12 protein-coding genes and 1 rRNA gene are annotated in these 14197 nt (G+C 40.1%); 1 reads left to right on the top strand and 12 read right to left on the bottom strand.

The features are described 5' to 3' along the window. Window positions 1–14 precede the first annotated feature (14 nt). The 6 genes from priA to EDD58_RS12680 all read right to left on the bottom strand — a co-directional run bounded on the left by priA (window position 15) and on the right by EDD58_RS12680 (window position 5832). On the bottom strand, window positions 15–2459 hold the full coding sequence (gene priA, locus EDD58_RS12705) for a primosomal protein N' (protein WP_131926151.1): 2445 nt from the start codon (window positions 2457–2459) through the stop codon (window positions 15–17). Continuing rightward, on the bottom strand, window positions 2449–3651 hold the full coding sequence (gene coaBC / locus EDD58_RS12700) for a bifunctional phosphopantothenoylcysteine decarboxylase/phosphopantothenate--cysteine ligase CoaBC (RefSeq protein ID WP_131926149.1): 1203 nt from the start codon (window positions 3649–3651) through the stop codon (window positions 2449–2451). The genes priA and coaBC overlap by 11 nt, the downstream gene beginning before the upstream one ends. A gap of 69 nt (window positions 3652–3720) precedes the next feature. After that, window positions 3721–3912, bottom strand: a complete 192-nt coding sequence (gene rpoZ / locus EDD58_RS12695; protein ID WP_131926147.1) for a DNA-directed RNA polymerase subunit omega — start codon at window positions 3910–3912, stop codon at window positions 3721–3723. Window positions 3913–3927: 15 nt separating this feature from the next. Further along, window positions 3928–4530: a guanylate kinase gene (gmk, locus tag EDD58_RS12690; protein ID WP_131926145.1), complete on the bottom strand. Its 603-nt coding sequence runs from the start codon at window positions 4528–4530 to the stop codon at window positions 3928–3930. Between the two features lie 12 nt (window positions 4531–4542). Next, a complete protein-coding gene (remA, locus tag EDD58_RS12685; RefSeq protein WP_131926143.1) occupies window positions 4543–4809 on the bottom strand; it encodes an extracellular matrix/biofilm regulator RemA in 267 nt (88 codons plus the stop codon). A 126-nt stretch (window positions 4810–4935) separates the two neighbouring features. After that, window positions 4936–5832 carry a YicC/YloC family endoribonuclease gene (locus EDD58_RS12680; protein WP_131926141.1) on the bottom strand — a complete coding sequence of 299 codons (897 nt, stop codon included), beginning with the start codon at window positions 5830–5832 and terminating at the stop codon, window positions 4936–4938. Window positions 5833–6287: 455 nt separating this feature from the next. On the opposite strand from EDD58_RS12680, the gene EDD58_RS12675 reads away from it, so the two are divergent. Next, window positions 6288–7922 carry a putative polysaccharide biosynthesis protein gene (locus EDD58_RS12675; RefSeq protein WP_131926139.1) on the top strand — a complete coding sequence of 545 codons (1635 nt, stop codon included), beginning with the start codon at window positions 6288–6290 and terminating at the stop codon, window positions 7920–7922. Window positions 7923–8045: 123 nt separating this feature from the next. On the opposite strand, the gene EDD58_RS12670 is transcribed toward EDD58_RS12675, so the two are convergent. The 6 genes from EDD58_RS12670 to rrf form a co-directional block, all read right to left on the bottom strand. Continuing rightward, on the bottom strand, window positions 8046–8657 hold the full coding sequence (locus EDD58_RS12670) for a TetR/AcrR family transcriptional regulator (RefSeq protein ID WP_165875973.1): 612 nt from the start codon (window positions 8655–8657) through the stop codon (window positions 8046–8048). Window positions 8658–8812: 155 nt separating this feature from the next. Continuing rightward, on the bottom strand, window positions 8813–9886 hold the full coding sequence (locus EDD58_RS12665) for a M42 family metallopeptidase (protein WP_131926135.1): 1074 nt from the start codon (window positions 9884–9886) through the stop codon (window positions 8813–8815). 437 nt (window positions 9887–10323) lie between these two features. Beyond that, window positions 10324–11277: a trypsin-like serine peptidase gene (locus EDD58_RS12660; protein ID WP_131926133.1), complete on the bottom strand. Its 954-nt coding sequence runs from the start codon at window positions 11275–11277 to the stop codon at window positions 10324–10326. 232 nt (window positions 11278–11509) lie between these two features. Continuing rightward, on the bottom strand, window positions 11510–12865 hold the full coding sequence (locus EDD58_RS12655; protein ID WP_131926131.1) for a glucose-6-phosphate isomerase: 1356 nt from the start codon (window positions 12863–12865) through the stop codon (window positions 11510–11512). 125 nt (window positions 12866–12990) lie between these two features. Then, a complete protein-coding gene (locus tag EDD58_RS12650) occupies window positions 12991–13683 on the bottom strand; it encodes an SOS response-associated peptidase (protein ID WP_131926129.1) in 693 nt (230 codons plus the stop codon). Between the two features lie 420 nt (window positions 13684–14103). Beyond that, window positions 14104–14197 (bottom strand): 5S ribosomal RNA (gene rrf, locus EDD58_RS12645); the annotation flags it as partial.

Genomic DNA, 14197 nt, shown 5'->3' with positions numbered 1-14197 from the left:
GTTAAGATCATTATTTAATGTCGGGTCGTTTCATGATCAATACTGACTCGTAATTGGGGATCATCAAATCGTACAGGTAACGGCTTTAACAATTGCTTCATCCAATTTGTTTTTTCTATAGTTGGATCATATTTAATCAAAATCTGCAAACGATACCGATCTTTAATCCGAGGAATCGGAGCAGGTACAGGCCCCAATAAGTCTGAATTGTCCGGAAGGCGTTGTTGGATCAGTGAGCCCATTTCTTGACCCACTTTCATTAAAATGAGCCGATCTGGATGGCTTAGTAAAATGGTTACTAAACCACAAAATGGTGGGTACCGATGTCTTTTTCTCACTTGAGACTCTTGTTGATAAAACCTTTCAATCTGCTGTTTGGCAGCTAGTTGGATACTATAATGATCCACATCGTAGGTCTGAATCACTACTTTTCCAGGATGCTCATGTCTTCCAGCTCGACCACTCACCTGCGTAATCAATTGAAAAGTTCGTTCGGCAGCACGAAAATCAGGTAAGTGTAACATCGTATCAGCGGCGATGACACCCACAAGAGTTACTTTAGGAAAGTCGAGTCCTTTGGCAATCATTTGAGTCCCCAATAACACATCTGCTTGCCCCGCACCAAAAGCAGATAATAGTTTCTCATGAGACCCTTTTCTCCCTGTTGTATCCACATCCATCCGAATCACACGCAAACCGGGAAAACTTCGTCCCAACTCTTCTTCCACTCGCTGAGTCCCGGTTCCAAAATAACGGATATGCTGGCTCTCACAAACAGGACAGTTTTTGGGAACAGACTCTGCATATCCACAATAATGACAACGAACAGACCGATTCGTGTGGTGGTAAGTAAGCGAAATGTCGCAATGGGGACACATCAATGACTCCCCACACTCCCGACACATCACAAATGTTGAAAAGCCACGTCGATTTAGAAAAAGTACCACCTGTTCACCGCGGTCCACTGTACGAATGAGCTCTTCTTTTAGGATCGTGCTGAACATCGATCGGTTACCCTTCTGCATCTCTTCTCTCATATCAACAATTTGCATTTTAGGAAATGGGCGCCCCTGAACTCTTTCCAAAAGAGTGACTCGCTGACAATCTCCGATTTGGGCAGCATGGTACGTCTCTAAAGCTGGAGTCGCTGACCCTAAGATCAATGTAGCTTGGTGAAATTGTGCACGCCACTTAGCAATCTCTCGGGCATGATATTTGGGGTTCTCTTCTTGTTTATAAGACGATTCATGCTCCTCATCAATAATGATTAAACCCAGTTGTTGAAAGGGGGCAAAAATCGCTGAGCGTGCACCAATCGCTACTTTCACCTCACCACGACGAATTTTCCGCCATTCATCAAATCGTTCACCACTAGATAAACCGCTGTGCAACACAGCCACTTGATTTCCAAACCGTCCTTTAAAGCGATTGACCATTTGTGGTGTCAAAGAGATCTCAGGAACAAGAACAATTGCTTCTCTCCCATCATCTAACACTTCACTAATGGTTTGCAAATAAATTTCTGTCTTCCCACTCCCTGTCACTCCATGCAGTAAGATCGATGCAAATTGATGCTCACGAATCGGTTGAATCATGCTATCAAAAGCTTGTTGTTGCTCTACTGTCAAGGGAAGTGGTAAAGAAGGTGTAAACATGTGACTTGAAAAAGGATCACGATACTGCTCCCGTTCCTCCCAACACAACCAGCCTTGTTCGACCAATCTTTTTACTGTAGATCGTGTTGTTTGTAATTGTGTCAACAATTCGGGAAGCGAAATTTCTTCAGGTCTCCCCATAAAAAAGTGGAGAATTTCTCTTTGTCGTGTTGCCCGTGGAGAACATTGTTCAAGAGCCTTTACTAAGTCTTGTTTATCAGTAGGTAGGACCCAGATCACCTTTTGCTTCGTTACCCGATCTCCCACTTTTTCTGTCCAGCTAATTTTTTTGGCTTCCTTCAGTTCTTGTAGAAGAGTTCGATGAATCCCAGGAAGTCGTAAGGCTTCTTCCCAACTACATTCTCCTGTTTGCCTTAACTGTTCAAATAAAGCATGAGCTGATAAGGTTAACAAGGTTTCCTCTTGAGATTGGTCTTCAGGGTGCAGTTGGATCACTTTCTCATATTTCCCTTTCAGAACTGCGGGAATCATCGACTGTAATGCGGTAATCGTGTGACAGATATACTCATCAGCCATAAAGTGTCCTAGCTCTACTAACTCATGAGTAAGGGGTGGGAGAATGTCTAATACATCTTGGATCGACTTCAGTCGTTGATTACTTGATTCTGCTTTAATATTGACTACATATCCGATTACCGTACGGGGTCCAAATGGAACTTGCACTCGACTGCCCACTTGGACTTCAGCTTTTAACTCATCAGGAATCATATAATCAAAGGGTCGATCCGTTTGACTCGTAGGTACATCTACAATCACTTCAGCAATCGAGTGATTAGTAGGCATCGATTCGTTCTCCAATCAAATGAATCAATCGGCGAGCCACTTCTATCTTATTCATTTGTGGAAGGGAGACCACTTCACCTTGCCGATCAAATATAGTCACAATATTGGTGTCAATTCCAAACCCGGCTCCTGGTTGAGAAACATCATTGGCGACAATTAAATTCATTCTTTTTCGCTCTAATTTAGATTGAGCATGATAAGCAACTTGTTCAGTTTCTGCAGCAAATCCAACGAAAAATTGATGAGCTTGCTTTCTTTTTCCTATTTCTGCTGCAATATCAGGTGTTTTTTCTAACACAATAGTGATTTCATCTGCCGACTTTTTCATTTTTTGTTCCCATATCTGTTTAGGGCGATAATCGGCTACAGCTGCAGCTTTAATAATAATGTCTGCTTGAGGCAAGTAGGATAAAACTACCTCTTTCATCTCTTCCGTACTTTTCACATCGATTCGGTTTACTCCAGTAGGAGTCGATTGTGAAACAGGACCACTCACTAAGATCACTTCAGCACCTGCTTCTTTAGCCGCTTCCGCCAATGCAAAGCCCATCTTTCCAGATGAATAATTGGAAAAGTAACGAACAGGGTCCATTTGCTCTCTCGTTGGGCCTGCTGTAATTAAGACTCGTTTTCCTGAAAGAAGTTTCTTACTGGTAAAGAAACGCTCTACCCAGTTTACGATGTTCTCTGGCTCAGCCATTCTTCCTTGACCCACATAACCACAAGCCAACTGTCCTTCGCCTGGTGCAATAAAATAACACCCTTGATTTTTCAACAACTGCATATTTTTTTGTACGACTGGATTCTCGTACATATGTACATTCATCGCGGGAGCAATTAAGATCGGAGCTTGGGTAGCCAATAAAGTAGTGGATAACATATCATCCCCTAACCCTAAAGCTAACTTCCCAATAATATTAGCTGTAGCTGGCGCCAATAGAACGAGATCAGCATGATCTGCTAGGTCAATATGTTGGACAACCTTAGGTTCATGTTCATCAAAAGTATCGACCGCCACAGTGTGCTGAGAGAGCGTTTGAAGAGTTAATGGTGTAATAAATTTTGTAGCAGATTGGGTCATAATCACGCGAACATCATATCCACGCTGCGTTAATTGACTAGCGACCGACGCCGATTTAAAAGCAGCAATTCCTCCAGAAATCCCCAGTACTATCCGTTTCTTTTTCATCATCTTCCCCTCCTTGCTCCTTATTCCCTAACAACAAAAATAACAACCCATACTAGGTTGTTATTTTTGTTCTTACTTACGTGAAGATACCAAAATATCGGCTGAAATCTCCTCTAAAGCCATTCCTACATGCTTTTTGGAGTCCGCTTTCAATTGTGGTTCATCTCCATCTAATAGCTGACGAGCCCTTTTAGCTGCTAATACAACCAAAGAATATTTACTATCTGCTTTTTTCATCAACGAGTCGATGGATGGATATAGCATACTCATCCCTCCTTATTACGTGGACATAACTAGCCGGTTTTTTCGACAATGTTCAGCTGTAATGATCGCTTGAATTTTTTCACAAGCACGTTCAACTTCATCGTTAATCACAACATAATCATAATGCTGAACTTGCTTTAATTCATTATTTGCCGCTCCCATGCGATGATTTAAAGAGTTTTCTGTTTCGGTCCCACGTCCAACAATACGATTCCTCAACTCATCTAATGTAGGAGGGACTAGAAAAATAAAAATCCCTTGTGGAAATCTTTTTTTAACTTGGAGTGCCCCTTGTACATCAATTTCCAGGATAATATCTCTTCCACTTGCTAAGGTTTCCTCGACAAAGTGACGTGGAGTTCCATAGTAGTTCCCCACATATTGAGCCCATTCAATCAATTGATCTTGATCAATCATTCGTTTGAACTCATCTACACTTTTAAAAAAATAATTAACCCCTTCTTGTTCACCTTTACGAGGAAGTCTAGTTGTAGCAGAAACTGAATAAGTAAGTGTTGGCATTTGTTTGCGAAGAGCATTACAAACAGTCCCTTTCCCCACACCAGACGGACCGGAGAGCACAATGAGTAATCCTTCTTTTTGATAACCTGCTTTCATAACAAGTCCTTTCTAATCGACGATCTCTTCTGTTTGTTCTTTAGTGGCTAAACGATGGGCTACTGTTTCAGGCTGCACAGCCGATAAAATAACATGATCACTGTCGGTAATAATCACTGCTCTCGTCCGACGACCATATGTAGCATCAATCAGCACACCACGTTCCCTAGCTTCCTGTATAATCCGTTTGATTGGTGCAGAATCAGGACTAACAATGGACACGATTCGGTTTGCGGAAACGATATTACCAAACCCAATATTAATCAATTTGATACCCAAATCTGAGTACCTCCTCGCCCATTTAAGCTTCTACTTCTTATGAGGGGCTATCATGTGTCAGTCCCTCATAGACTCTATATCATCCTACTAGGCTATTTTAGATGGTTTTGCTTCATGAATCAATGTTTACTCGATATTTTGAACCTGTTCTTTCATTTTTTCTAGTTCACTCTTCGCTGATACTACCAACGAAGAGATCGTCTGTTGATTGGCCTTCGAGCCAATGGTATTAATTTCACGATTCATCTCTTGGATCAAAAATTCGAGTCGTCTCCCTACGGGTTCATTCGCCTGTAAAGCTAACGTAAATTGTTGTACATGGCTTTCCAAGCGAGTACACTCTTCCGTAATATCTGCTTTATCTGCGTAAATAGCCACTTCTGTTAATAGCCGATCTTGATCCACTTCCCTACCACCTAGCATATCATCTAGTTTAGATGATATGCGTTGCCGGATCTGCTGCTCTACAAGTGGAGCTAATTCTTTAATTTCAGCTACAATCTCCAATAAATAATCCACTCGCTTATATAAATCTGTAGCCAAATGAATTCCCTCTTGAACCCGCATTTCTTTTAAATTGTGACAAGCTTGTTCAACAGCATCAGTGATCGCCTGTTTAACATGTTCGCCTTCTTCTTTCGTCTCTTCAACAATCCAGCATTCTGGTTTATGGATTAGATCCGCCACAGTTAAATTGGCAGAAATCCCCAAGCGATCTTCAATCTGTTGGCTTGCCTGTAAAAAGCTATTGACAACTTCCCAGTCAACATCGATCCGTTTGTTAGAACTTTGATTTCCCTCGACGGAGACAAATACATCTACCCTTCCTCGTCGAACTACTTGCTGAACCAACTTTCGGATCTGTTCTTCTAATAAAATCCATCCCTGAGGAAGGCGAACAACTACTTCCAAGAATCGATGATTAACCGAACGAACTTCAGTGACAATTCGAATGCCTTCAATCTCAATCTCCCCACGTCCATACCCTGTCATACTAATGATTGACGATTTTTTTTCTATCATCGACTTAATTTCCTTTCTAACTAGACTTAACCAAATCTAGTGACAAGTTTATCCAACTGTCCATCAGAAAATAGGATCAATCATTATTTTGATATCAGGCTCTGCTTTCCTTTTATGATTATAGGATTGCTACATCATTGTAACAAGATACCCCTTTCAGATCTGGAATGTATCTGAAGTTTGATCCCACCATTTCAAAATCTACAACGCTCCCATTATATCAATTCTCTCTTTTTTTCAAAGAGGTGCTCTATGAAATGTTGATTTATCAACATGATGTCTGATAGATTCTCTTCTATAAAAAAGTGCTCCTATAACTGCGATCCTTATCATAGTGTCACACTTTATTCATTTTGCTCTTCTCTTTTTTCAAAAATTACGTGTTCTTTTAGTAGGATTTCTTTTTTGAAACTGATAGAATAGACAAGAACTTTGACAAAAAGGAAGTAGACTTTATGACCAACAAAGTAGTAAAAGGAACACTCATTCTAAGTGTAGCTACATTATTTACTAAAATCATTGGTAGCTTATTCTGGATACCATTCCAAAATATCGCTGGAGACCAAATCGTCGGACTCTACAAAATCTCTTTTCCCTTTTATTCCATTCTTTTGATGATTGCCTCTGCGGGTATTCCCATTACTGTTTCTAAGTTTGTGGCAGAGCGTCTCTCACAAGAAGATTGGATGGGGGCTCGGAGAGTATTAAGAGCAGCAAACCTCATCTTAATGATCAGTGGTTTACTTGCTTTCTCGATCCTCTTCTTTGGTTCAGAGTTGATCTCCAAGCAACTATTAAAGGAGCCAGCCACTGAGTCCTCACTAAAAGTATTGGCCATGGCTATTTTATTAGTACCCATTATGGCCGTCATACGTGGCTATTTTCAAGGTCACCAACAGATGATGCCAACTGGAATCTCCCAATTCATTGAACAAATCGTTCGAGTTGGCACAGTTATTGTACTTACTTATTGGATGGTCAAGTTGGATGGAACCTTTTCAGATGAAGCAGTAGCTGCAGGTGCTACTTCCGGAGCATTGACAGGAGCCATCGCTGGCTTACTCGTCGTCCTCTGGTATAATTGGCGCGATCGCCAGAAACATAGGCAATTATACACCGAGCAAAAACAGCAAAAATCAGAGCCTCTTCTTCCTTTGGCTAAAGAGATTTTAAAATATGCGATCCCAATCTCATTAGCCACTTTAGTCTTACCATTAATTGCATTGGTTGACTCAGTAACAGTTCCACGATTGTTAAAGTCAATCGGTTTTGCAAACGCCAGTGAATTATTTGGGATCTATGGGCGTGGAGAACCTTTAGTCAATGTGATCTCGACTTTCTCTTCCGCATTAACACTAGCTTTAATCCCAGCGATTTCAGCTCATGTTGCTAAAAATGAACATCAGGCTGTCAAAAGTAAAATTTCTCAAGCTTGGCTGATGACATTGGTCATTGGACTCCCCGCTAGTATTGGGTTAGTGATCGTCGCTCAACCTGTAAACATTGCCATGTATCAAGATGATCAGGGAACAATCACTCTAGCCGTTCTAGCCTTTTCGGCAATCTTTTCAACACTTGCAGTAACAAGTTCAGGGATTTTACAAGGCCTAGGTTATAACAAACTTCCAGTTCGCCATTTATTGATTGGCGCACTTGTCAAAGTGATTGGAAACTTTATTTTTGTTCCTATGATGGGGATTAAAGGATCTGCATTGGCGATGGTCATTGCTTATATAGTGGTTTGTGGGTTAAATATGTGGATGGTACTTCGCAAAACCAAAGTAAAAGTTAGCATCACTCACAACTTTATCAAACCATTATTATGTACTCTCATCATGGCTGGGGTTCTGATCCTCTCATTAGTAGGAATCAATCAATGGCAAGTACTTGCTGAAGAAGGACGCATCTTTAACGCTATAGTGGTTTTCGTTCTCATTACATTAGGTGCCATCGTCTATGGGGTCTCCTTACTAGTCACAAAAACTCTTGGCGAAAGAGAACTCCGTATGTTGCCGATGGGGAATCGCATCCTAAGGATCTGTATTAAACTAAAATTAATTCGTCCATCGCAGACAACGATTTCTTCATAATTCGATAAAGAAACAATAAAAGTCTTCATGACTCAATTACAGGATTCACTCTATTTGGGTACATAAAGACCCTCTTAATAGTAAAAACGCCCCCCAACCTTTTCGGAGCTGGGGGCGTTTTTCTTAATCCACTCGTATATAACTAATAAATACATCTTCAACAATTTTCCATATTCTGCGATACATCCACTCTTGGTCCATCACCGAGTAATGAAGGGAGATCCCATCACGTATGATCCAAAGTAATTGACTCATCATCTGATCATCGAGATCATAGCGAAATTCGCCAGCTTTTTTTCCCTGATGAATCACCTGCATCATCATCTGGACAACCTCTTCATATCGTTCTTCCAATAATAGTTGCAATTCTTGTTTTCGAGACGAATAAATCCAAAATTCAAAGTGGACTTTTCCGTATTGGCGCATCAAAGAATATGATTCTAGACGAAAGTATCGAAAGAGGAATTGAATTTTATCTTCTGCTTTCTCAATGCTTTGAAATTGCTCCTTGATTTCAGCAATTACATGTTGGGTTCGTTCACGCATCAATTCGATATAAATCTCTTCTTTACTCTTAAAATAAGTATAGATGGCACCCTTACTTACCTGTAGGTATTGAGCAATATCATCGATGGTTGTCGCTTGAAACCCCTTCTCAGCAAAGCAGTAAAGGGCACCTTGTAAAATCTGTGCTCGTCGTTCCTCTTTATATTCTGCGGTGACCCTTGGAGCCAATCCTTCTCCCCCTTTGGAAACAGCAGGAATTTCAGAGTTTAGTAGACATATACAGGGTCTGATGACTACAACATTTAGACAGGAGCACGATTTTCGCCTTCTATGAGCTTTGGATCAGCATAAAATCATTTCAAGCGAAACATCACTCCTTGTTTCTAGTCAATCAGTTCTTGTAATTTTTGCTGATCTAGCTTTTTTATAACCGCCGTTAAGAGTTCAACCGTTTGTTCAAAATCTTTACTTGACATAATCCCATTATGACTATGAATATAGCGTGTCGCTAAGCCGATCGATACGGTTGGACATCCAATCCCATGTAAGTGGAATCGACCTGCATCTGTCCCTCCACCCATCAGCGCATCAAATTGAAGTGGAATATCTAATTCTTCGGCTGTGTCGATGACTAAATTACGTAATCCTGTATGTGCAATCATCGTAGCATCCATCAAAAGAACAATAGGACCTTCACCCAAATTACAAGTAAAAGGAATCGATTCCATTCCAGGCGTATCATAAGCGATCCCTACATCTACCGCAAACGCAATATCTGGTTTTACTAGATTAGCTGCAGTCATAGCTCCTCGCAATCCCACTTCTTCTTGAACAGTTGCTCCACTAAATACAATATTAGGATGTTCTTCGTTTTGTAAGCGCTTTAAAACTTCGATAGCAACACCACAACCCGCTCGATTATCTAATGCTTTCCCACCCCACAACTCACCATTGCGCATGGTAAAGAAATCAGACACAGGTGTCACAGGATCTCCAAGACGAATCCCCATCTCTGCTACTTCTTCCTTATTTTTTGCACCTACATCAATAAACATATCTTTTAATTGTAATAATTTAGTTCTCTCTTCAGGCGCAAGTACATGGGGTGCCTTTGAACCTATAATTCCTAAGATATCCCCGTTTTTAGTCTTAATCTTCACTCGATGGGACAAGACATTGTGAGACCACCAGCCCCCAAGTTGTTGAAATCGTAAAAAACCTTTATCCGTAATCTGGGTAACCATAAAACCAATCTCATCTAAATGGCCTGCTAATAAAACACGAGGGCCGTCTGCTTGACCTACTTTTTTACCTACCACACTTCCAAGACGGTCGTATAAAATCTCATCGGATAACGGTTCCAAATACCCTTTTACTTTTTGTCGAACATCGCCTTCAAAACCTGGTACACCATCCACTTCTAATAAATCTTTCATTAATTGTGTTGTTGAATCCATCGTTTGTCCTCTCTCTCTACTAGGTTGATCCAATCTATTTTCGATCTATTAAGGAATAAGTAGAATTGTTACATCTACCATCCATATTTCCTCATAACAGCAAGCTTGTTAGTGAAACGCTAGACCTTATGAACAGATGGATCTTCTCATGTATTTATGTAACAAATACGATCAATAAAAACTGACTGTCCGGTCTTTTTTATTTTCACACAAATAATGAAAGGTAGCAAGTTACTTTATGAAAAAATCTATATGTTGTTCCAATTCAAATATGATTAGGTTGAATAAAAAGAGGATATCAGTTCGCAATTGAACGATATCCTCTAATGCTAGATCATTTTCAAAGGTTGTCCATTCATGATGGATCTATTTCCCAAAATAGTGGAATCCGATCCCTTAGTTGGCTCCAGATCATTAACCATAATCCTTAACTATGATTATAGCGGTTCATTTTTCCAATTTGTAAAGTTATTGAACTTCGCTTCGGTAATCCGTGTCCCACTATTATAGCCACCTGATGCTCCATAAGCGTGGACACCAATTGAACACTCTCCACACTCCGATCGAGTTTGCCAAATCGGTGACCCACTTTGCCCACCTATTGTGTCATTTTGATAGTATAATTTTTCACTCGTTTCTTTACCGATTTTATCTTTGTGTTTCCACATCGTAGTTCCAGAGTCCTTATCCCCAGGATAGCCTACCACGGTCTCAGATTCTCCTACATAAGACCATGATTGCCAACGGTAACCAAACCAACCCGTGGAATTACCAATATTTTGATCTAATTGAATTGCACCATAATCATATTCATGATTGTGGTTTTGCGTCCATCCGATCACCGAGCGGAAACCTGTTGCATTTGCGTATCCATAGGGATTGGATGAACCGTTTTTACCGGGATAAACTCTTGCCCAGCTGGCCCATCGGTCTGTACTTGTATTATAGATACAATGCCCAGCAGTAGCGACTGTATGAGGTCCAATCATCCATCCTGTACACTGACCAATATCGGACTGAATATGAACCACGGCTGAGTAGGGGAAAGAAGTAGTATTTGTCACTTTCGTTCGATCATCATTGCCAATAATAGATGTGATGCCAATCGCATTACTAGTTATAGAGCCTGTAGAAGGTTTTAATTCTCCTGTTCCTTTAAAACTTGGAACATAAGCTCCTGTGTTTTTAGGTTCTTTGACAACTCCTTTTTGGTTACTAACATCACTCAGATCAGCTACCCGACCGTCACTATAGACTGTCGTCTCAGGTGAGAGTTGTTGCTTATTCACCTTTACTTCTTTAGCAAGTACATCTGTAGCCAGTGGAAGAGACGTAAAGGTCATGGCTAATCCTACACAAGATACTGCTAAAATCTTATAGAGTTGTCTCACAAGATAGCCTCCTACTAAAATTTTTTCTAATACAAATATATTATATTTTATTCCGTATATTTGGTCAATTTTAATTATGAATTTTTTAAATATTCATTTCAAAAATAAATTAGGCAGATTCATAATAGAATCTGCCTATCACTCTTTACCATCCGGATCGGATCTAATGGATAAGTATCTATTTAGTACGCAAAAATCTTACTTCAATCGTCCCTTCTGACTTAACAGGAAACTAATTCTCTAACCATTGAAGTAGTTTTTCTCGCTCCTTTTCAAAACCAGGCTTTCCTAGTAAAGCAAACATATTTCTCTTATATGCTTCGACTCCTGGTTGATTAAAGGGATTCACACCAAGTAGATAACTACTCGTCGCACATGCTTTTTCAAAAAAATAGATCAGCAATCCAAAAGTATAAGGGTTCATTTCTTTTGCTTTAATTACCATATTAGGAACACCTGCTTCTGTATGCGCTACCATCGTGCCCTCAAATGCTTGAGTATTAATAAAGTCTAGATCTTTACCTGCTAGATAATTAAGATCATCCAGATCACTCTTTTCAGGAAGTAATGTAACAACTTTTGCTGACTGCTCCACAAAAACAATGGTTTCAAATAAATTCCGTAATCCATCCTGAATGTATTGTCCGATCGAATGAAGATCTGTTGTAAAATTTACAGATACCGGGAAAATACCTTTCTGGTCTTTTCCCTCACTTTCACCAAACAGTTGTTTCCACCACTCAGAAAAATATTGATAGGCAGGATCATAACTAACTAAAAGCTCGGTCATTTTCCCTTTGCGGTAAAGAGCGCTTCGGACGGCTGCATACTGATAGCTAAGGTTATTACTCATATTTGGATCGTTGAACGCCGTAAATCCAGCCTGAGCCCCTGCCATTAACTCACAAATATCGATTCCCGCAACGGCAATAGGTAATAATCCGACAGCCGTTAAAACAGAATAACGGCCTCCGACTTTCTCGGGGATCACAAAAGTTTCATACCCTTTTTCATCAGCTAATTTTTTTAATGGTCCTTTCGCTCGATCTGTTGTTACGTAAATTCGCCGACGCGCTTCTTCTTCGCCGTATCTCTTTTCCAATAATTCACGAAAGACACGGAAAGCAATGGCAGGCTCCATCGTTGTACCTGATTTAGAAATCATATTGATGCTAAAGTTTTTATCCTCAAGTAGTTCGATTAAATCAGCGATATAGTTGGCACTAAAATGATTTCCTACAAAATGAATTTCTGGAACTTTTCTCTTTGTTTTAGGAAGTTGATTATAAAAGGTATGGGATAACATTTCAATCGCAGCTCGTGCACCTAAATAAGAGCCACCAATTCCAATGACGACTAATACATCCGAATCATTCTGCACTTGTGAAGCTACTTGTTGTATGCGATTGAACTCTTTGCGGTCATAGGTTATAGGTAAGTCTACCCATCCCAATAAATCAGCTTCAACTCCTGTTCTGCTATGTAGCATCTCATGGGCCACCTGTACCTCAGGTTCCAAGCAAAATATTTCATCTTCATCTAAAAAAGGAAGTATGTTTGTATAGTTAAATATCATATAGTTCTTCATCCTGTCCTCCATGTTTTCCATGCCTAGATGCCCATCAAGTGAGCCCAAAGGAATTGTCCCATGAGCAGTAAGAGTTTCGCAACGATAGCTAGAATAGGATCTAAAAGACGTTTTTAATCACACTATCAATTAGAAAAAAAGAGATCATCCTCACCAATTGGAGTCATGCAGTCAGGTTCATCATTTCTTGGAGAGTTGACCAAGGTAGAGACAGGTGTACGAATCATCTCTTCCTCTGGATAAGGTTTTAGTAGGGACTTCAAATATTTCTTATCTTGGAGTTTTGGATCTAGCCACGCATTCTCCTCATTGGGTTGAAGAATACTTGGCATCCGATCATGAATCGACTTCATCAATAAATTGGGAGAAGTGGTGATTAGGGTACATGAACGAATAATCTGATCATCCTTTTCCCAACAATCCCACAATCCAGCAAATGCAAAAGGTTGACCTGATGCCAATTGGATAAAATAAGGTTGTTTTCCATCCTTTGTTTTCTTCCATTCATAAAAGCCATCCGCCAGAATCAAACATCTCTTTCTACTTATCAAATGGCGAAAACTTGATTTTTCTGTTATCGTTTCGCTTCTAGCATTGATGAGTTTATATCCGATTTTCTGATCCTTCGCCCAGAATGGTATAAGTCCCCAACGGAGGAATTGACCTTTCCTTTTCGTTTCATCATAAATAATTGCCAATACTTGCTGACTTGGAGCAATATTATACCTTGGTTGCCAATCAGTAGTTTCACTAAATTCAAATTGAAACCGCTCTTGAAGCAGGTTATGCGAACTAAACAAAGAGAAACGTCCGCACATATCCCTTCCCTCTTTCTGTTGTGAATTGTTCTTATTGTACCATTGTTCCCCTTAGAAGCTGACTCTATCGCATTCGAAAAAAACATCTGCCCATAAAGTCACGACGCGTTCTGGTTCAAGTGAAGTACCTATCCCCATTTACACAAAGGAGAAATCATCCTGAGCTATACGCATCTTACATAAATGAGCTCATTCAACTCGATTTCACTTTCTCATCACTGGGATACTTTAATTATATATTTTGATATTCAATGAATTTAGTTCCATTTTTTCTCGTAATCATTAATGAAATCCGAATGTTTTATTTCATATTGTAAATTGGAATAAAGAGTGGATGGGCAAAAACACACCCTAAAAACTCTGTTAGAACATATTTATAAATAAAAGCACTTGCATTTTTGCAAGTGCTTTACCTCATTTGCCTGGCAACGTCCTACTCTCCCAGGGGTCTGCACCCCAAGTACCATCGGCGCTGGAGGGCTTAACGGTCGTGTTCGGGATGGGAACGAGTGGA

Source organism: Hazenella coriacea (assembly GCF_004341825.1).
GTDB lineage: Bacteria > Bacillota > Bacilli > Thermoactinomycetales > Thermoactinomycetaceae > Hazenella > Hazenella coriacea.
Note: the sequence above shows the minus strand (reverse complement) of the source record. Positions and strands in the feature narration are given on the sequence as shown.

Excerpts from the sequence above, each read along its gene's own strand:
- priA (WP_131926151.1), bottom strand. The coding sequence starts at position 2,459 with ATGCCTACTAATCACTCGATTGCTGAAGTGATTGTAGATGTACCTACG.
- coaBC (WP_131926149.1), bottom strand. The coding sequence starts at position 3,651 with ATGATGAAAAAGAAACGGATAGTACTGGGGATTTCTGGAGGAATTGCT.
- rpoZ (WP_131926147.1), bottom strand. The coding sequence starts at position 3,912 with ATGCTATATCCATCCATCGACTCGTTGATGAAAAAAGCAGATAGTAAA.
- gmk (WP_131926145.1), bottom strand. The coding sequence starts at position 4,530 with ATGAAAGCAGGTTATCAAAAAGAAGGATTACTCATTGTGCTCTCCGGT.
- EDD58_RS12680 (WP_131926141.1), bottom strand. The coding sequence starts at position 5,832 with ATGATAGAAAAAAAATCGTCAATCATTAGTATGACAGGGTATGGACGT.
- EDD58_RS12675 (WP_131926139.1), top strand. The coding sequence starts at position 6,288 with ATGACCAACAAAGTAGTAAAAGGAACACTCATTCTAAGTGTAGCTACA.
- EDD58_RS12665 (WP_131926135.1), bottom strand. The coding sequence starts at position 9,886 with ATGGATTCAACAACACAATTAATGAAAGATTTATTAGAAGTGGATGGT.
- EDD58_RS12655 (WP_131926131.1), bottom strand. The coding sequence starts at position 12,865 with ATGAAGAACTATATGATATTTAACTATACAAACATACTTCCTTTTTTA.
- EDD58_RS12650 (WP_131926129.1), bottom strand. The coding sequence starts at position 13,683 with ATGTGCGGACGTTTCTCTTTGTTTAGTTCGCATAACCTGCTTCAAGAG.